16 protein-coding genes are annotated in these 19090 nt (G+C 38.4%); 5 read left to right on the forward strand and 11 right to left on the reverse strand.

Going from position 1 to position 19090, the window contains the following annotated elements; genetic code table 11:
• Positions 1 to 71: 71 nt before the first annotated feature.
• Complete coding sequence (locus ACM46_RS20640) at positions 72 to 2507, forward strand: beta strand repeat-containing protein (protein WP_131707641.1); 2436 nt, start codon at positions 72 to 74, stop codon at positions 2505 to 2507.
• Positions 2508 to 2809: 302 nt separating this feature from the next.
• Here ACM46_RS20640 and ACM46_RS20645 read toward each other — a convergent pair whose 3' ends face one another.
• The 5 genes from ACM46_RS20645 to radA all read right to left on the reverse strand — a co-directional run bounded on the left by ACM46_RS20645 (position 2810) and on the right by radA (position 7350).
• Entirely contained in the window at positions 2810 to 3427 is a 618-nt protein-coding gene (locus ACM46_RS20645) for an acyl carrier protein phosphodiesterase (RefSeq protein WP_048508556.1), read from the reverse strand.
• Entirely contained in the window at positions 3424 to 4131 is a 708-nt protein-coding gene (locus tag ACM46_RS20650) for a VanW family protein (protein WP_048508557.1), read from the reverse strand. Before ACM46_RS20650 ends, ACM46_RS20645 begins: the two co-directional genes overlap by 4 nt.
• A gap of 13 nt (positions 4132 to 4144) precedes the next feature.
• Positions 4145 to 4648 carry a class I SAM-dependent methyltransferase gene (locus ACM46_RS20655; protein ID WP_338152003.1) on the reverse strand — a complete coding sequence of 168 codons (504 nt, stop codon included), beginning with the start codon at positions 4646 to 4648 and terminating at the stop codon, positions 4145 to 4147.
• 225 nt (positions 4649 to 4873) lie between these two features.
• Complete coding sequence (locus ACM46_RS20660) at positions 4874 to 5989, reverse strand: AraC family transcriptional regulator (RefSeq protein ID WP_048508558.1); 1116 nt, start codon at positions 5987 to 5989, stop codon at positions 4874 to 4876.
• 11 nt (positions 5990 to 6000) lie between these two features.
• Entirely contained in the window at positions 6001 to 7350 is a 1350-nt protein-coding gene (gene radA / locus ACM46_RS20665; RefSeq protein WP_048508559.1) for a DNA repair protein RadA, read from the reverse strand.
• 55 nt (positions 7351 to 7405) lie between these two features.
• Between radA and ACM46_RS20670 the strand changes: the two genes are divergently transcribed.
• On the forward strand, positions 7406 to 7816 hold the full coding sequence (locus ACM46_RS20670; RefSeq protein ID WP_048508560.1) for a hypothetical protein: 411 nt from the start codon (positions 7406 to 7408) through the stop codon (positions 7814 to 7816).
• A 61-nt stretch (positions 7817 to 7877) separates the two neighbouring features.
• Entirely contained in the window at positions 7878 to 8447 is a 570-nt protein-coding gene (locus tag ACM46_RS20675) for a YceI family protein (RefSeq protein WP_048508561.1), read from the forward strand.
• A 129-nt stretch (positions 8448 to 8576) separates the two neighbouring features.
• On the opposite strand, the gene ACM46_RS20680 is transcribed toward ACM46_RS20675, so the two are convergent.
• The 6 genes from ACM46_RS20680 to ACM46_RS20705 form a co-directional block, all read right to left on the reverse strand.
• On the reverse strand, positions 8577 to 10271 hold the full coding sequence (locus ACM46_RS20680; RefSeq protein WP_048508562.1) for a bifunctional alpha/beta hydrolase/class I SAM-dependent methyltransferase: 1695 nt from the start codon (positions 10269 to 10271) through the stop codon (positions 8577 to 8579).
• Between the two features lie 3 nt (positions 10272 to 10274).
• The gene (locus ACM46_RS20685; protein ID WP_083997486.1) at positions 10275 to 11645 is read right to left on the reverse strand and encodes a phosphatase PAP2/dual specificity phosphatase family protein; all 1371 of its coding nucleotides are present in this window, start codon (positions 11643 to 11645) and stop codon (positions 10275 to 10277) included.
• Positions 11552 to 12313, reverse strand: a complete 762-nt coding sequence (locus tag ACM46_RS20690) for an SDR family NAD(P)-dependent oxidoreductase (RefSeq protein WP_048508564.1) — start codon at positions 12311 to 12313, stop codon at positions 11552 to 11554. Before ACM46_RS20690 ends, ACM46_RS20685 begins: the two co-directional genes overlap by 94 nt.
• Before the next feature lie 513 nt (positions 12314 to 12826).
• On the reverse strand, positions 12827 to 13864 hold the full coding sequence (locus ACM46_RS20695; RefSeq protein ID WP_048508565.1) for a patatin-like phospholipase family protein: 1038 nt from the start codon (positions 13862 to 13864) through the stop codon (positions 12827 to 12829).
• A 3-nt stretch (positions 13865 to 13867) separates the two neighbouring features.
• The gene (locus tag ACM46_RS20700) at positions 13868 to 14671 is read right to left on the reverse strand and encodes a phosphatidate cytidylyltransferase (protein WP_048508566.1); all 804 of its coding nucleotides are present in this window, start codon (positions 14669 to 14671) and stop codon (positions 13868 to 13870) included.
• Positions 14661 to 15263 carry a CDP-alcohol phosphatidyltransferase family protein gene (locus ACM46_RS20705; protein WP_048508567.1) on the reverse strand — a complete coding sequence of 201 codons (603 nt, stop codon included), beginning with the start codon at positions 15261 to 15263 and terminating at the stop codon, positions 14661 to 14663. The genes ACM46_RS20700 and ACM46_RS20705 overlap by 11 nt, the downstream gene beginning before the upstream one ends.
• 152 nt (positions 15264 to 15415) lie before the next feature.
• Between ACM46_RS20705 and ACM46_RS20710 the strand changes: the two genes are divergently transcribed.
• Positions 15416 to 17023 (forward strand): CTP synthase, encoded by a 1608-nt coding sequence (locus ACM46_RS20710; RefSeq protein WP_048508568.1) that lies wholly within the window; start codon positions 15416 to 15418, stop codon positions 17021 to 17023.
• A gap of 179 nt (positions 17024 to 17202) precedes the next feature.
• Positions 17203 to 19002, forward strand: a complete 1800-nt coding sequence (gene yidC / locus ACM46_RS20715; protein ID WP_048508569.1) for a membrane protein insertase YidC — start codon at positions 17203 to 17205, stop codon at positions 19000 to 19002.
• Positions 19003 to 19090 lie beyond the last annotated feature (88 nt).

A 19090-nucleotide genomic window follows, 5' to 3' on the forward strand; every position in this document is an offset into this window, starting at 1 on the left:
TGCCTCGGAATCAAATCCAAAACACAAATTTTTTAGACTCATAAAAACACATTAAAAACATTTCTTGACGTATGAGAAAAATTATTTTACCTATGGTAATTGCTATATCAGCATTTACACAACAAGCGAATGCTCAGGTGGGAATAAATACCCCCACACCTGCAGCTACTTTTGATATTACTGCTAAAAACCCAACAGGAACCACAAAATCTCCTGAGGGACTTCTTATTCCGAGGATAGACCGTGAAAGAGCACAAAATATGACCGGAGTAACAAGTTCAACATTAGTATATGTTAACAGCGTGGCTACCGGAACACAAACCGGAACAGCCATCAACATTGATGCAATAGGATACTATTATTATGATGGTACCGTATGGGCAAAATTGAATACCTCTGCTTCCTCTTCAGTTAACCTCTATAATACGGATGGAACCCTTACAGGCAACAGAACGGTAACTCAGGGAGCTAATACATTGGCTTTTAACGGAACTGCTGTCAATGCTTTCTCCGTAGATGGAAACACATTTTCCGTAGATGCAGCCAATAACAGGATCGGAATAGGAACGAATACTCCCCATGCTCTGCTGCAGTTAGATAACAGCATTGTTAATCGGAAAATAGTGCTTCATGAATCCGCTGATAATGACCACCAATACTATGGATTGGGGATTAATGACTTTTTATTCCGTTATCAGGTTGGTAACCCTGGTGCAGATCATGGTTTTTTTGCCGGAAATGGAACAGATGCTTCCATTGAGCTGATGAGAATCAAAGGAAATGGCAATGTAGGAATAGGAACCGGTACTCCTCAGAAAAAGCTACATGTTAATGGGGCTGTCCAGTTTACCAATGAACTGAATGTAGGCGGGAATGCTACCACAGCCGGAAGTGCCGGAACAGCGGGACAAGTCCTTACATCCGCGGGAGCCGGAGCTGCTCCTACATGGACGACTATTGCGAATGCAGCAAGTACTAATATCTATAATACGGACGGAACCCTTACCGGAAACAGAACGGTTACTCAAGGAGCTAATACATTGGCTTTCAACGGAACTTCTGTCAATGCTTTCTCCGTAGATGGGAACACATTTTCTGTAGATGCAGCCAATAACAGGATCGGAATAGGAACGAATACTCCCCATGCTCTGCTGCAGTTAGATAACAGCGTTGCTAACCGAAAAATAGTCCTTTATGAGCAGGCTAATAATGACCATCAATATTTAGGTTTCGGAATTAATGGAGGTTTATTGCGTTACCAGGTTGATGGCTCTGGTACGGATCATGGCTTTTTTGCAGCTAATGGAGCCGGAGCATCCAATGAGCTGATGCGAATCAAAGGAACCGGAAATGTTGGAATAGGAACAGCTACTCCGCAAAAGAAACTTCATGTGAATGGAGATGCTCAGTTTACGGGTGAATTAAATGTAGGGGGGAACGCTACCACAGTCGGAAGTGCAGGAACAGCGGGACAGGTTCTTACATCCGCCGGAGCCGGAGCTGCTCCTACATGGACGACTATTGCAAATGCAGCAAGTACCAATATTTATAATACGGACGGAACCCTTACCGGAAACAGAACGGTTACTCAGGGAGCTAATACATTGGCTTTCAACGGAACTTCTGTCAATGCATTCTCTGTAGACGGAAATACATTTTCAGTAGATGCTGCCAATAACATGGTAGGAGTAGGAACTGTTGCTCCTCATGCACAGTTACAGTTGGGAAATACTGTTGCCAACCGTAAAATCGTACTTTACGAGGCTGCTAATAATGATACTCAGTATTTTGGTCTTGGGATTAATTATGGTTTATTGCGTTATCAGGTGGATAATGTTGGTTCCGATCATGGATTTTTTGCTGGTGATGGCTCAGCTTCAAACTCCAATGAATTGATGCGAATCAAAGGAAATGGCAATGTGGGGATAGGAACCGGTACTCCTCAGAAAAAGCTTCATGTTAATGGGCCAGTCCAGTTTACCAATGAACTGAATGTAGGCGGAAATGCTACCACAGCCGGAAGCGCCGGAACAGCGGGACAGGTACTTACCTCAGCCGGGCCTGGTGCAGCGCCTGTGTGGACGAATGCATCAAGTATCAATTATAAAGCTCCTGCACAAAGTATTGATAATACACAACCCACCAATACTTTTAATGTGGGGGACTTTGAATTTAAAATAATCCCGGTAGCGAGTCCAAACGGTAATGCATCTAGACCTCAAATCAGATTTACAGGCTCGGGAACAAGATCTTATGCAGCAATAGTTACATTATCCTGGCTGCCGGGCAATCAACCGGGACAGGCTACAGCAGGAAATCTAAATGGAACAGCCACTAATACTTTCACAGATCTTCCCGTTATATTCGGATCAGACACTAAGTATATGCTTGTAGAGATGAGGATTTTTGATATGGTTTCAGGGAAACACTTCCGTTATGAAATAACGAGAATTTACAATGATTCATTCTCACAAGCCACCTTTTTTCAGACATGTGAAGTGTTGTAGATTCCATATTTGATGTAATTTTTTAATATAGTTATTTCTAATGAAAACCTGGACTGAATAGTTCAGTCTGGGTTTTATGATACTAAGTAAGATACTTTTTCTACTTAAAATAAGGAAATAGGTTCCGTATAATAATCAATTGGCCGGGAAGGCAAACCTTTAAACATAAATAGTGAACACTTGCAGTAATGTGAGTGTTTTTTTATTGAACGGGTGAAATAGCAAAAAAAGCGTAAAGAAAAAAGTTATGAAGCTGTTAAAAGATCAATTGATAACAGAAATTCCGGAAATGCACCTCTGTTTTATCCCGTAAATTGATTACCCGATCCGTTTTCCAACTGCAGTTGAGCATTAATTTCCTGAGCATGAGCCCGCAGATCAGGAAAAAAGCCATCATAACATTCCTGAAGAAAAGGTTTATTGTTAAGGAATGCTTCGTAAACGGGGATCCCTGGTTCCAGATACCTGGCTTTGTTCAGAACATTCCGCATACTGAATTGTATGCCCCAGTCTTCGCGGTAATTGTAGAGCCAGTCATCTTCCTCCATTTTAGCCAGCATTTTTTTGAAATTTTCAGGAAGCCACTCTTCATGCTCGTTAAGAACGCTGTAAACCCTTAATGAATGAGCTTTCCACCCGGCCAGAGAATGCAGGGAAAGATCGGTGGCCACAAAATAATCCATGGCAACATCCACAAAAGCACCCGCATAAAGCCTCACCAGAGGAGAAAACACTTTTTTAGCCTCATGAATAGCCGGATGAGAATCCGTGAAGGTATCCACAGCCCTGTGCAGTGTAATGCCATCCTGAATATCTTTCGGGAAAGAGTAGCGGTCTTTGTTCCGGATAAAATCTTCAAGAAACTGTCCTACGATCTGTCCGTCCGAAAATGTAAGAAAAGAATGGGCTAAATAATTCATAAACGAATATAAAAATTTTTACACAGAAACCGGTCGTCGGCAAAGGTTTCCACCCAAACTCCTTTTTCGGTCTGTTCATATTGAAAACTAATGGGGTGCAAAGTGATCTTTTCCGGAAAAACCAAACCAAGATGAAGCTCATCATCATTCACAAAGCTTTGCAATTGCACCGGGTAAGGAAAAGGGTTTTGCATCTGCAGATCTTTGTATCCGTAAACCACCGTACAGTCAGAACCCAGAGGAGTGAAACGCTCATGCTCCTGATAAATATCGATAGAATGGGGATACCTTTCAATGATCGTCAGTCCGGTTTGCAGAGCAGCATAATACAGGATGGATGAAAACTGGCAGATTCCGCCTCCGTATCCGCTGGAGATATGATTGTTAATAAGATTCCGGCCCTCTTTGAAATGATTGCTTTCAGTAGGTTTTCCTATTAATTTCCAGAAAGAAAATACTTCACCCGGCTGAATAACCAGATGATGAATCTTATCGCTGACCACTTTCAGATTGTGGATTTTATTTTCATTAAATTCCCCCTTTTTAATAGTCTGTTTAAGCTCAAAGAAATGATTGCCGATTCTTTTTTCAGCATAGCCTGACGAATAATGATGACCAGATTTCCTTTCATCAAAACGGCGTTGCAGCAATCTGATATGCAGCTTCACAGAATCCGGTAGCAGTTTTTTTATAACCTGTTTCATTTCTTTTCCAGTACTACAATGTGATAGGAAGCCCACTTTTTAAGAAATGTACGGCACAGCAGAATATCGAAGGGCAGAAAAAAAGCCTTAATTTTTTAGGGAGTCTGTGAACAGGAAACAGTAAAATTCCTGTAGTACTTCTAAGATTCCATTGATTTTGGGTTAAAAGTGAAATTTCTTCAATATTAAAACTGTTGCCTGCATGCCAGTCTTCCTGAGGAGATACCACTTTTCTTCTGGTTTTTGTTGGATAATCAAAAATTAAAAAACCTTGATTATCTAATTTCCGGAAACATTCTTTGAGAAAGTTCTCTGTTTCTTCTTTGGTCTGATGCATAATCACATGAAAACAAAAGATACAGCCGAATTTAATATCAAAAGGGATGTTTGAAATTTCACCCACAGCCGTTATTTTTTCGGGATGTTTTTCTGAGGCAATGCGGAGCATTTTTTCACTGAAATCCACCCCATGCGTTGCAAATTCAAGGAGTCTGCCTGTTCCGCATCCCAGATCCAGGACTTTAGTGTAGTTCTTATCCTTGAAAAAAGAATTTAAAAAAGATTTCTCCTACCTGTCAATATACTTTCCGTAAGAGTTTCCAAATCGGTCCTCTTCATAGGTTTCTGCAAGATGATCATAGTAGGCATGAATACTTTTATTCATAATTTTAAATTCTTTAGTGAAAATAATCAATCTTGACTATACGATCAAGAGAATGTCTGAAACTTTTTAATATCAAAATTATACCGATCCGCCCGACTGTCCTTTCCTGAATTCAGAAGGGGTCTTATCAGTCATTTTTTTGAAAATCGTATTAAAAGCCGTTTTGGAATTAAAACCCGATTCAAAGGCAATACCTACCATAGACAGTTTTTTATAGGAATCATCCGTAAGCATTTTTTTAGCATGTTCTATTCTGTATTTATTCACAAAATGGAAAAAATTTTCATGCAGGCCGCTGTTGAGAAGATAAGACAGCTGATGAGCATTAATCTGAAGAAGATCCGAGAGCTTGAGTAAATTAAGGTCCCCATCCAGATAGGGTTTCTCGTTTTCCATTAAATTAATGAGCTTTAATTTTAAACCTTCCAGCTCATGGTCGGGAATCAGTTTTTTTCTTTCGGTTTCTTCCTGATCGCCTTCCAACTCAATAGATAGTAATTCGTCACGCTGTTTTTTATCCACCGGATAGATTTCCTTTTGCCGGAGCACATAATAAAGCGTGCTGTACACAATAAATAAAAACAGAAGATCCATCACCAGATGCTGGTGCATTTTGTAGACGAAAGCATTAAACAACTCATAGCCTACTGTAATAATGATGGTTACAAAAAGGAGAAAGCTTAATTTGATCAGCCACTGCAAATCTATGTTTTCCGTATTGGAAGAAATAATTTCAATCCTTTTCTGGTGCTTTCTGATCTTAAAATAAATAAGAGCGATATAAGGTAGATTGTGAGCCACATCTATAAGCAGCACAGCGTTGTAAATAGCAGGATGTTTCTCCGCATTAAACAATAATATCCAGTAAATCACCGGAACGATAAAGCACACCAGATCCCGCTTTTTAAAACGGTAATTAGGATTAATGAAAAATATAACGCTGAAAAACAGAAGAATAGGCGTAAATATCTGTACGGAATAGACCACAGATGCCAGTAAAGGACCCGCAGGAAGCATACAGAGTTTTAAAATATCCAAAATCCAATAACTTGACCACAACAAAAGAAACAGCCCGAAAAATAAATTGGCTCTTCTGTTCACCCTCATCGGATTGATCAATACCGTGAATGAAAGAAGGGTAAGACCACCGTAGAGCAGTACAAGAACAAATTTTTGAATATTTTCAAGCGGCATAGGGAATACTTTTAAAAGATCCTTTCGTGGAAATCTTCAATTTTGCTTACTTCCTCAATCTTAATTCCGAATTTTCTTTTCGGGATTTTGTTCAGATTCGAGACAAATATTTTTTCGTAGCCTAATTTTTCAGCCTCTGTAATTCTCTGTTCCACCTGAGCTATGGGGCGTATTTCGCCGCTTAATCCTATCTCCCCTGCAAAACAGAAATGCTCGGAAATCGCAATATCTTCGTTGGAAGAAAGAATAGAAGCCACTACCGCAAGATCCAGCGCAGGGTCATCCGTCTTGATTCCTCCCGTTATATTCAAAAATACATCTTTAGCCCCAAGCTGAAAACCCGCACGTTTTTCCAGGACAGCCAGAAGCATATTCAGTCTTTTGGCATCAAATCCGGTAGAACTTCGCTGCGGAGTTCCATAAACAGCGGTACTTACCAAAGCCTGAATTTCCAGCAACATCGGTCGGTTTCCTTCCAGCGTTACCGCTACCGAATTTCCGGAAAGCTCTTCAAATTTCTTTGTAATCAGAATTTCAGACGGATTCCGGATTTCTTTTAATCCCTGAGAAACCATCTCGTAAATTCCAATCTCGGAAGTAGATCCGAAACGATTTTTATTGGCTCTGAGGAGTCTGAAAAGATGATTCCTGTCTCCATCGAAATTCAAGACCACATCCACCATATGTTCCAGTACTTTCGGCCCGGCAATCTGACCATCTTTGGTGATATGGCCTACCAAAAATACAGGCGTATTGTTTTCCTTTGCATATTTGATGATCTCATTCGAGCATTCCCTGATCTGGGAAACAGTTCCGGGTGAGCTTTCAATCAGCTGTGATTGTAAGGTCTGGATAGAATCTATGATCATAAAATCCGGTTCCAGTTTTTTGGCTTCGTGAAGAATTTTTTCCAGTGAAGTTTCGGTAAAAAGAAAACAGTTCGGGTTCTGAACATCCGTTAATCGGTCTGCTCTCATCTTAATCTGCGAAGCACTTTCCTCCCCAGAGACATAGAAGATCTTTTTCTTCATTTTTAAAGCCAGCTGCAGCAAAAGTGTAGACTTTCCGATTCCGGGTTCACCACCGATCAAAGTGACGGATCCCAGGACAATACCGCCGCCCAGAACACGGTTTAGTTCTTCGGAAGGCGTTTTTATTCTCGGTTCTTCGCTGGTCTCTACTTCAATAATGTTGATGACATGCTGTTTCGATTTTGAAAAAGGAGGCGTTTTGGATGAGGTTTTCTCAACCACTTCCTCCACAAGGGTATTCCATTCTCCACAGTTTTTACATTGCCCCATCCATTGGGAGTATTGGGTTCCGCAGTTTTGACAGAAATATGCTGTTTTCAGTTTTGCCATACTGCGAAGTTAAAAAAAATGAATCTCCTTTTAGAATTTTAATTAATTTTCAGAGATGAAAAATCTTATCTTAAAAAGTATTCTGATATTCGGTATCATGACCTTTCTCAATGCGGGCCTGGTTGGTGAATCTGTAAAATTGATAGGCCTTCCGCCATCAAGCCATACCCTGCATGGTTTTGCTATATTTATTGGTTGCCTGATCATATGTGTGGTAAGTTTTATTACGATATTGATTTTTCAGAAAAGCTATAATGCCGTTTGGAAAGTAGCCCTGTTATTTGAAATTCTTTATCTCCTGATGCTTTTATGGTCCAAAATCAATCCCTTTACTTATTTTACCCAACCTACAGACGACCATTTGCTGGATATGATGCTGTACCTCAATTCAATAATTATATTTCTTGTAATCTGTCTTTTTGATGTAATTTATTCTAAAATAATCTCATCTAAAATTAAAAAATAACATACATCAAGAGCGAGATCAATGATATATCTTATATTTACCTGGTTATAATTAAATTACAATGAAAAAAATACTTTTATCTGTCGTTTTTACGCTGTTAAGCGTTTTTGGTTTTGCACAAACCGAGTGGGCTGCTGATCCCATGCACTCATCGGTTAATTTTAATGTCAAACATATGGGAATCAACTTTGTACAGGGTAGATTTGATCAGTTTAAAGGAAGAATAACCACGGAAGGAGCCAATCTGGATCATGCTGTTTTCGATTTTGGGGTAGAAGTAAACTCCATCAACACAGGAGTTGAGATGAGAGACAAGCACCTTAAAAGTGCCGATTTCTTTGATGCAGATAATTATCCGGCCATGAGTTTTCACAGCACTTCCATTACGAAGGATAAAAACAATTCATATATACTGAAAGGAACCCTGAAAATTAAGGAAACAGTAAAAGAAATCAGCATTCCCGTAACATTTGGAGGAGTGGCTAAAAACCAGCAGGGTAAAGAAGTAATGGGCTTTCAGACGAAATTTACGATTAACCGTCTAGACTACGGAATCAAGTACGATCCAACAGGTGCTGGAGTCGCTAAAGATGTAGAAGTGAGCCTGTATTTTGAAGTCGTAAAACAATAATTTCCATACATCATTTGATTGAAAAAGGTTTTCCTCATAACAGGAAAACCTTTTTTATTTTATACTACTCTTAACAGATAAAACGGTCCTGCAATTACACCTTCGGTCTCAATAACTTCCACCTTCCATTTAAAAATTAACACCTCCCGAAGAAACAGTGAAAATGCCGAAATCATCAATCAGCATAGTGTCCTTGCGGATACCGCTGTATTTCATCACCCTGTCGAGCTCCTTTTGTGATCTTCTTCTCATGATCCAGTCTTTATTCTGATGATTGTTCAGTACATAAGCAATCATTTTCAGCTGCGGATGCCACGGCTGTCCCGTGTAAATGATAAAGGAATTTTTTTCGGAAACAGATGCAGCTCCCTTAATGGCTTTGGCTGCCATTTCATTATCTCCGAAAAGCTCCAGAATTCCTGAAATAATGGTGATATTAGGTTCGAAATTAATCTTTTTATACGTTTCAGGATCAAAACAGTCAAAGTTTGTAAAACGGATATTTTGATAATTTTTGTCCTGAATTACTTTTTCACCTATTTCAATATTTGCTTTTACAAATTCATTGATTACAATTTCTGCTTCAGGATATTTTTCTTTGATATCGAATAAATAATTGCCTGTTCCTCCTGCAATATCAAGGATTTTAATTTTTCTGCCTTCCTGTTTCAGGCTTTGGATATTCTGTTCCAGAAGCTGAATCAAATGTTGTTTCCTGATACGGATTCCTTTCCAGCCGATGGCATTCAGATAATTTTTATCCATCATTTTTCCAAAACCCAGTTTACCTTTTGGCTGGTTCTGGTACACATAATGGAGAGAAGCCCCCGAATCGAAACCGTATTTCAGGCCGATAGCCATTCCGTTGCTTATCTTTCCAATATTTTTAAGCGAAAATTTCTGAAATTTAAAATTCAGATTGTTGCCCACATTATTCTGAAGATCTTCGTATTCCTTTACAGAAAAACGGTCAGGATGAAGATTGGCCGTCTTATGGGTTCTGCTGAAACATTTTCCGGCAAAATCTGCAACCTTCGCATACACCTCTTCTTTTCCTGTATCAAAGAGAATTCCATGAAAAAAGCCGGGCAGTACTTCATATTTTTTAAGATCCGTATCAAGCCTGTCGTAAAACATTTTCTGGTCCTTATTGAAAACCACGTGATCTTTCTCGGCAGCGAGAATAAGAGTCGGAGTGTCAATAGCTGCAGCATCTTCTACCAGACGTTTTCCCGCTTTTGCAAGGTCGATAAGAAGTTCAGCGTCAATAGATCTTGTAATCAGCGGATCTGTATCGTAAGCTTTCTGCTGCTCCGGATCGTGGGTAAGCATTTTAGATTTTACATAGCTTTTAATGATGAGTCCTTTCTTCAGCTTCGTTCCAAGCGTAATCATTTCATTGGCCAGCGGAACAATCAGATTGATTTTAAAAGCAGGCGCCAAAAGCGCCATTCCGGCAATATCCGGAGCAAAATCATGGGCCCAAGCTGAAGCTACAACTCCTCCGATGCTATTCGCCAAAACGAAAATGTCCTGAATTTTCACCTCGTATTTTGTTCCCAGAAATTTAGAAAAAGAATCAAGATCCCTTACATAGTCCATAAAAATGGAAGAAGTTCCGGTTTCCGTATGTCCGTGTCCGCGAAGGTCAAATGCAAAAATAGTGTAGTTTGAAAAAAGTGAAGACTGTGCAATATCATTCAGCCTCTCCGAATGTTCATGCCCGCGATGAATCATAATGATACTCTTCTGCTGGGGCTGGTAGTTCCACTCACGGTAGAAAATGGTATTCCCGTCAAAACTTTTAAAATGTCCGCTGTTCATAGTTTAAATTTTTTTCAAAAAATCCTTTAGATAAGGATGAATTACTGCATTTTTATGAATGCCCGTCATCATGGTTACTGCTTCGTCTACAGGTAAAGATAGAATATTTTTCATTACCAGAATACCTATGACTGAGCTTCTTGTAAAGCCCATGGTACAATGAATGAATATTTTTCCCTCCATTGGAAGATTGCTGTAGCTTTCTGTGATCTCTGCAACAAGTTGGCGCGTTTCATTCACATCAAAAGTACCGATGTCCAGAAAAGGAACTGAACGATACAATGACTTATTTTTTAAGTCTGGTATTTCCTCCATTTCGGCTGAAAGATCATAAACCAGGGTATCCGGATTGATTTTAAAAAAATGAAGATCTTCACGGCCGGGTCTTGATGAAATGTAAATACGAGGGGCTATTTCCAGAGGTTTTTTATTCTTCCGGAGGAATTTCCAGAACATCCAATAAATTATCAGATAAGGAGCATAAAATACTTTTCGTCCCAATGAAATTTTGCCGTTGTTGTTTTTTAAAAAGTGAATTCTGTTTTTCTGATAATGATATCCTATAATCATTGATATTGCAGCCAGCCATAATACAATCAGCCACAGATGACCGGAGAACTTATCCAGAAGCAAGGCCGCTGAAACTAGAATCCATCCGGATAAAAAGTAAAAATTGGCCACTTGGAAATTTCTATATCGGAAATCATTTTTTCGGTAAGGAAAAATAATAAAACTGATATGGGCGAGAATGGTTCCCGAAAGAATATCAATGAAATGGTGTTGGTAAGTCGTCAATGTAGAAATACCCAGCATGATCAGCCACAGCATAAAAAGGGTCCTGAATCTTTTCAGTTCTCTGAATAGGGTCCAGAAGATAAAAGCATAAGCAATATGCAGCGAAGGAGACTGATTGAAAGGAGAATCAAATAATTTCAGAAAATAAAAAGAGACGTTCAGAATTGAGGCATTGACCTGAGGTTTCGGTAAGGAGAACTTTAACGGAAATAAAATGAAAAAAAAGCCTGCCGCTACGGTAACGAAAAGCATTCTTTTGGTCAATACTTTAAGCTGCTCCTGATTTTTACACAGAAAAAAAACGGAGCAGAAAAAAATACCACTGGTCATATAAGGAATAATGCTCCAGGGTAAAAACGGAATATATTTTTCAAAATCAAATACAAAAGACGGAACCTTTTCCACCTCCGAAGCATACCATGCCGCAAAATTGTAGACAATCATGAATACAAGTGCACTGGAAACAAAAGCAAAAATCTGCTGTTTTAGTTGGGGTCGTCTTTCATCCATCGGGCTTTTCTGAACATAATCATATTTAATAAAGAAGAAGGAAGCAATGAGAGTGATTTCATCAGCCATTTCATTTTTACCGGGAAAATAACGAGCTTTTCCTGTTTCTCAATCGCTGTGGAAATAATAGCGACGGCAGTCTCAACATCCGTCAAAAATGGTTTCTTTCCGAGATCATGATTGTTGAGTTGTCTTAATTTCTCCGTGTCTACATAGCCCGGAGCAATGGCTGTTACTGAAATCCCAAACGGTTTCAGAGCACGGCGGTAAGCGTCTGCCATCTGGATCACAGACCGTTTTGTTTTAGTATAAAGACTCGATTTTTCATATTCCAGAATTCCGGAAACAGAAGCAATCACGGCTATGCTGCCTTTATTTTGTTTTCTCATGGCTTTTCTGGCCGTTTCAAAACAGTTCACGGTTCCCAAAACATTGGTTTGCAGCATTTCTTCAGCTTCTTCGTAGGAAATCTTTCCGGCAACATCTTCAGCATAGCTTCCCGCACAGTTGATGAAAATATCAAGAGACTTTCCACCTTTTAGAAAAAACTGTACCGCCGTATCAATAGAAGCCGGTTCAGAAACATCGGCCTGAAATATATTTAAATTTTCCGGACAGTTTTCCGGGACTTTTTCCGGATTTCTCCCACAGATGCCTACATCATATCCTTTTTTAAGATAATGCAGGGCAAGAGCATAACCCATTCCCGAAGTTCCGCCTGCTATAAAAACATTCATGAGATCGTTGTGATTTTAGTTGGATGTAAAAATAGATTTTAAAACTGAAAGTTGATGAATTGGATGAATTTTTTATCAATTACACAACTCACACAATTTTCCCGGATCAATTTCCCGAATATATACCCACAATCATATGTGTGCATCCGTGAAATCTGTGGTCAAAAAATATCAACCACAAAAGGCACAAAAGCTTTCAATACTTTATTTTTTAAGATGAAAAATTCATGTATAAAAAGTTCACATAAGTTCTAAAAAAATCAAAGATTTTTAATGCAACTAAGTTTAAGATAGCTAGCTACAACCCCAATAGCTATTTATCCCACAAACATTTCCTTCCACTGGAGAGGTGGTTTAAACAACACAAATGTTACACGCAATCATCCGTGTACATCTGAGAAATCTGTGGTGAAAAAAGAATTAAAATATTCAATAGGAACGGGCTTCAGCCCGTTTACTGAAAATAACAACAAAATCAATCGGCTTTAGCCAAAATCTATTTCGCAAAAAAAATCATCCGCGAATTGCTTTCAGAGTCTGATCAAAACCATATTTCCACTGCATTTCCATATCTTCTGCAAACTGTTGATAAGTTGCCGGGAAGGAAAAATTAATTTCCATCTTCAGCCAGTTGATACTTTTTTTAAGATAATGTCCTTTCAGCATATTTTTAATTGTGGTGGTATCAATCTGGAAATCCGCCGGAATTTTTTCGATCTCTGAGAGTCTTTTGTTGCCACTGAAGCCAAATACAGAACGGATAAGCGCTTCTTCAACCGGAGTATAAGGTTGTTTTTTTTCCGTAATAATAATATCGGCAAGATGCTTGACCAGTTCTACGGGAACAAGATCTACAACACCGCCTGCAAAATGTTTCCCCTGATAGAAAGCAGGCTCTACATAAAACATATCCGACACTGAAATCCGGGTACTTTCCAGGAGAGAAATATCAGTTTTTAGGGCAGAAAGTTCTTTGATAGCACTGTTTCTGAGATTTTCGGATGGAATAATGATGTTTTCAGGATGTATTTTTTCCGCGGTCTCTGGATCTGTGAAAATGATTTTTTTATACAGCTTTCTGTTATTCCTTCTCTGTCCGGCTTCTTTAGAGTGGAATAGTATTTCTGACCCGATGATTACGGTGGGAATTTGCTGTGAAAACTGAGCATTTTTTAATGAAGGAAAAACTTCAGATAAATCCTGAGGCATTTCGACAAGATACCTATCGAAGATATTTTCGATAAACGGTGCATATCTTTTATCCATTAATTTTTTTAATGAAAACAGCCCGATCTCAGACAGCTTTTTATGTTTTGTCAAAGTGGTTCCCGAAACAAACTTGAAATATTCTTCAGATTTCAGGTATTCTTTTCTCGAGAAATTATCCGGGAAAGCATTGATTATGGTAGCAGCAAAAGCGCCACCGCATGAAGCAATAAGTACATCGGGTTTCATATCCAGTTCTTCAAGAGCAGCAAATATGCCCAGATAAATCATTAGTCTGGTTCCGCCTCCTGAAAAAAGAACTGCTTTTTCAAATTTCCCGTTCATATCCTAATTATTTATAAGCAGAAGACACATCCAGAAAAAAACAGGTGCATTGAAGATCAGGCTGTCCATCCGGTCCAGAAGTCCGCCATGTCCCGGAAGAAGATTTCCCGTGTCTTTGATGCCTGCCTTTCTTTTTAAATAAGACATAAAAACATCGCCAAAAAATCCTGAAATTCCCAGAATAAATCCCAATACGGTATTGATGAGAATGCAAGTGTTCAATAGAAAAAATCCGAGAATATTGCTCAGCAGCACAGTCAGGAAAACTCCGCCGATAAATCCTTCCAAAGTTTTGTTGGGACTTATTTTGGGCGTGATTTTATGTTTTCCGAAAAACTTGCCCATCAGATATTGAAAAACATCGTTAAGTTCGGTTATCACAACAAGAAAAATAACAGCGTTCAGGCCGGACGCTGTTTCTCTGATAAAAGATAGATGAGGAAAAGCAAAAAGACAAACCAATAACGCTATGAAAATTCCGGTAAGCTGTTGTAAAGATGTTTTTAAGAGGAAAAAAGAAAGCAAAACCATTACAGCTACAACAGAGCTGTACACGAAATACCTTTCAATAGGAAGAAAATACAGTAGAAAAAACTGCATGATTCCAACCAATAGAGAAGGAATAACCCGGTTTGAACTGTTTTGGTACATTCTTAAAAACTCAAAAAAACACTGAAAACTTATCCATGAAACAAAAAGCTTCATAGCAAGAGGATGTGAGATTCCGAGTGCAAAAACAATGATGATGTAGATCCATGTTTTTACTCTTAAAGGAACGTCCGCAAATTTATTATCTTCAGGCTTCATTCAGTGATTTCTTTAATCGGATATAGGTACTGATGGTTAACAGAATAATGAGAAGGATAAAAATATAGGATGAAATTCCGGAAATATTGGCTCCAAAAAATACAGCGAGTCCGTAGATGCCGAGAATTAAAGCACGGTCACTTTTTCCCATTGGCCCATCGTATCGACGCTCTTTTCCTACGACTTTTCCAATCAGGCCTGCGAATTCATTAATCACACTTAAAATAATAAAACCCACGATCAGATATACACTTTCCGGCTGAAATTTCAGCAGTGGAAAAAAAATGATGACATCCGAAACAATATCACCTACCTCATTTAAAACTTCTCCTAATGTACTGGTTTGGTTAAACTTTCTTGCCATCATACCGTCCAGGGCATTCAAAGCCATTCTTACAAGCAGTCCGATGGGAAGGCTTAAAAAGAACCATTTCGACAAGTCTGCATTCCAGAATAATACACCAATAACCACAGACAATACTATAGAACTTACCGTGATCTGATTGGCTGTAATATTTTTTCTGTGCAGAAATAATAAGACAGGAGTAAGCAGCTGCTGAAATTTTGGTTTTAATTTATATACAGAAATCATGATGGTTATGGCTTTTTGTCATTGTGTTTATCAAATATAGATAAAAAAAATAAGCGGAATTAAGAATTGATTCTGAAGGGTTTTCTTATTTTCAAAATGTAAAAAATTGCTTTGTATCTCTTTTTCCCATAACTTTGCACAAACCTAATCTAATGAGTAAAAAGAATACAAAGTACATCTTTGTGACAGGAGGTGTAACTTCATCTTTGGGAAAAGGAATCGTGTCTGCTTCTCTGGGACTTTTGTTAAAATCACGTGGTTTTAACGTAACGATCCAAAAACTGGATCCTTATATCAACATCGACCCGGGAACCCTGAATCCTTATGAGCACGGAGAATGTTATGTAACCGAAGATGGCGCAGAAACGGATCTGGATTTAGGCCACTACGAGCGTTATTTGGATGCTCCTACTTCCCAAAACAACAACGTTACCACAGGGAAAATCTACCAAACCGTTATTGAAAAAGAAAGAAAAGGAGACTTCTTAGGAAAAACAGTTCAGGTAATTCCTCATATCACCAACGAGATTAAAAGAAGAATCAAAATGCTTTCCAAGCAGAACTACGATATCATTATTACTGAGATCGGAGGAACTGTAGGCGACATCGAATCTCTTCCTTATATTGAAACGGTACGCCAGCTGAAATGGGAGCTTGGTGAGAAAAATTCTATGGTGATTCACCTTACCTTACTGCCTTATCTGGCTTCAAGTGGTGAATTGAAAACAAAACCTTCACAGCATTCTGTTCGTCAGTTGATGGAAAGCGGAATCATGGCAGATGTCCTGGTATGCAGAACAGAACATAAAATTCCTAAGGATCAGAGAGCAAAACTGGCTCAGTTCTGTAATGTTCCTTTGGATAATGTGATTGAATGTAAAGATCTTGAAACCATTTATGAAGTTCCAATCTATCTTCAGAAGCAGAATTTTGATGATGTTGTTTTAAAAGGTTTGGATCTTAAAAGTGATAAAGAAGCAGACATTAAAGAATGGAAAAGCTTCCTTAAAAAATTCCAGAACCCTAAAAGAACGGTAGAAATAGCTTTAGTAGGAAAATATATCTCTCTTCAGGATTCTTATATTTCTATTGCAGAAGCATTCAAACATGCCGGAGCTGATCTTGAAACAGAAGTAAAAGTAAGATGGGTTTACAGTGGAGACATCACAGCAGAGAATATCAAAGAGACTCTGAAAGGAGTGAACGGAATTCTTGTAGCTCCGGGATTCGGAGATCGTGGAATTGAGGGAAAAGTTCTTACAGCGCAATATGCAAGAGAGAATAAAATTCCGATGTTGGGAATCTGTTTAGGAATGCAGATCATGACGATTGAATTTGCAAGAAATGTTCTTGGACATACCAAAGCGAATTCAATGGAGTTTGATACCGCAACCCCTGATCCTGTAATCTCTTTAATGGAGGAACAGAAAAATATTGTAGACAAAGGAGGTACCATGCGTCTTGGAGCATGGAAATGTTCTTTGAAAAACGGTTCAAAGCTTTCTGAAATCTATGGAAGCAAAAATATTTCCGAAAGACACCGTCACCGTTATGAATTCAACAGTGATTATCTTCAGGAATTTGAAAAGAACGGTTTCCTGGCAACAGGTACCAATCCGGAAACAGGCTTGGTAGAAGCTTTGGAACTGCCTGATCACCCATTCTATGTGGGAGTACAGTACCACCCTGAATATAAAAGTACAGTAGCAACGCCGCATCCTCTGTTCAGAGCTTTTATTAAGGCTTGCGAAAAGAAATAAGGTAATAATATACTATAAACGTCTTATCATAAACTCAGGCTGATTATTCTCAGCTTGAGTTTATTATATAGTAACATGGTAATGCATAGAGTTTTGATAAAAAAACAGTATTTTTGTCAGCTCAAAAAGTAGCACTTGATGGTACTTCGTTAAATTTAAAATTTTAATATAAAAATAAAATGCAACAAAACAACGGAATCGATAAAAGTCAAATGATCAGTTTTGCGGTTTTATGTTTGGTTCTTTTCGGGTTTATGTTCTATTTCCAGAACAAACAGTCGAAAGAAGAGCAGTTAAAAGCTCAGGAACAGAAAATCGAGCAGGTAAAAAATGCTGTAAAACAGACTCAGGCAAGCAATATCAATCCAAATGTAACTCCTGGAGCCATTCAGACAGCCCGTTTGAATAGCAAAGAACTGAATTTGGAATTCTCAAGCTTAGGCGGCCAGGTTTCTAAAGTACAGCTTTCAGAATATAAAGCATACAATCATAAAACAGACAATGCAGATCTTCCGCTTTATCTGATTGATAAAAAGAACTCCAACTATGGTTTTCAGTTTAAGGATAAGACAGGAAAAGTAATCAATACTAAAGACTTAGTTTTTACACCTGCTGCTAATGGAAATACACTAACGATGACGGCTAACTATAATGGTGCTGTTATTGAGTTTATTTATACTCTCCTTCCAAAATACACCCTTGATTTTAAAGTAAGAACAAAAGGCCTTGCTGCGGTTACTTCCGACAATAAAGCAGACTTTATCTGGGATTACAGTGTAAGAAATCTGGAGAAAGGTAGAGCACAGGAACAGTCTCACTCAGAATTCTCATATGCTTTCAATAATTATAAAGATTATGATTATGACGGAAGAACAGAAATGAATGAGGAAAAAGAAACCCTTAACTGGATTGGTGTAAAACAGCAGTTTTTCTCTTCCGTGATTGAAGCTAAAAACGGTTTTACACAGAGTAAAGGAAACCAGGAAGCCATTGAAGAAGGAGAATATCTGAAGAAACTTAATTTTGAAGGATTTGTACAGATGACGGGAAGTGAGCTGAATCAGGATTTTACCTGGTATTTTATGCCGCTTGACTTACCTCTGTTGAAATCTTATGATAAAAACTTTGATGAAATCCTTCCGTTGGGATGGTCTTTCATCGGATGGATGAACCGTGGATTCTTTATGCCAATGTATAATATCATTGCAGAATGGGGACTTACCGCAGGTTGGGTGATTTTCTTAATGACCATCATTGTAAAACTGATCTTATCGCCGATTATGTACAAACAGCATAAATTAAGTGCGATGATGAAAGTAATTCGTCCTGAAATTGACGAAGTAAACGCTAAGCTGAAAGATGCTGATCCTATGAAGAAGCAGCAGGCTACTATGGAAATCTACCGAAAAGCAGGAGTGAATCAAATGGCGGGATGTCTTCCGGCACTTGTTCAGATTCCGATTTTCTATGCCTTATTCCGTTTCTTCCCGAACTTTATTGATCTGAGAGGGAAAGGATTCTGGTTTGCAAAAGATTTGACCGCTTATGATGATTTAATTAAACTTCCGTTTAAGATTCCTTTCTTAGGAGATCATTTAAGTGTTTTTGCATTAGCTTGTACTATTGTTATCTTAATCTATACAGTAATGACCTCAGGAAATATGCAGCAGCCACAGCAGGAAGGAATGCCAAATATGAAAGTGTTGATGTATATCTTCCCGATTACATTCCTGTTCTTCCTAAATACCTCTGCATCAGGTCTGTCTTGGTATTATTTTGTATCCAACGCGATTAACATTTTAATTATCCTTGTTATTAAATATGTGATATTGGATGAAAAGAAAATTCATGCACAGATTCAGGCCAATAAAGAAAAGCCGAAAGCTGAAGGTAAGTTCCAGAAGAGAATGAGAGAAATGATGGAGAAAGCTCAGGAGCAGCAGAAATATCAGGAAAGCCAGAAAAACAAAAAGAAGTAAAACAATAAGTTACTTATCATATAAAAAGAGAAGCAGTCATCTGCTTCTCTTTTTTTGTATTGAATTCTTTCAGAAAATGATGATATCC

Origin of the sequence: Chryseobacterium angstadtii, from assembly GCF_001045465.1 — a bacterium.
Classification (GTDB): Bacteria; Bacteroidota; Bacteroidia; order Flavobacteriales; family Weeksellaceae; genus Chryseobacterium; species Chryseobacterium angstadtii.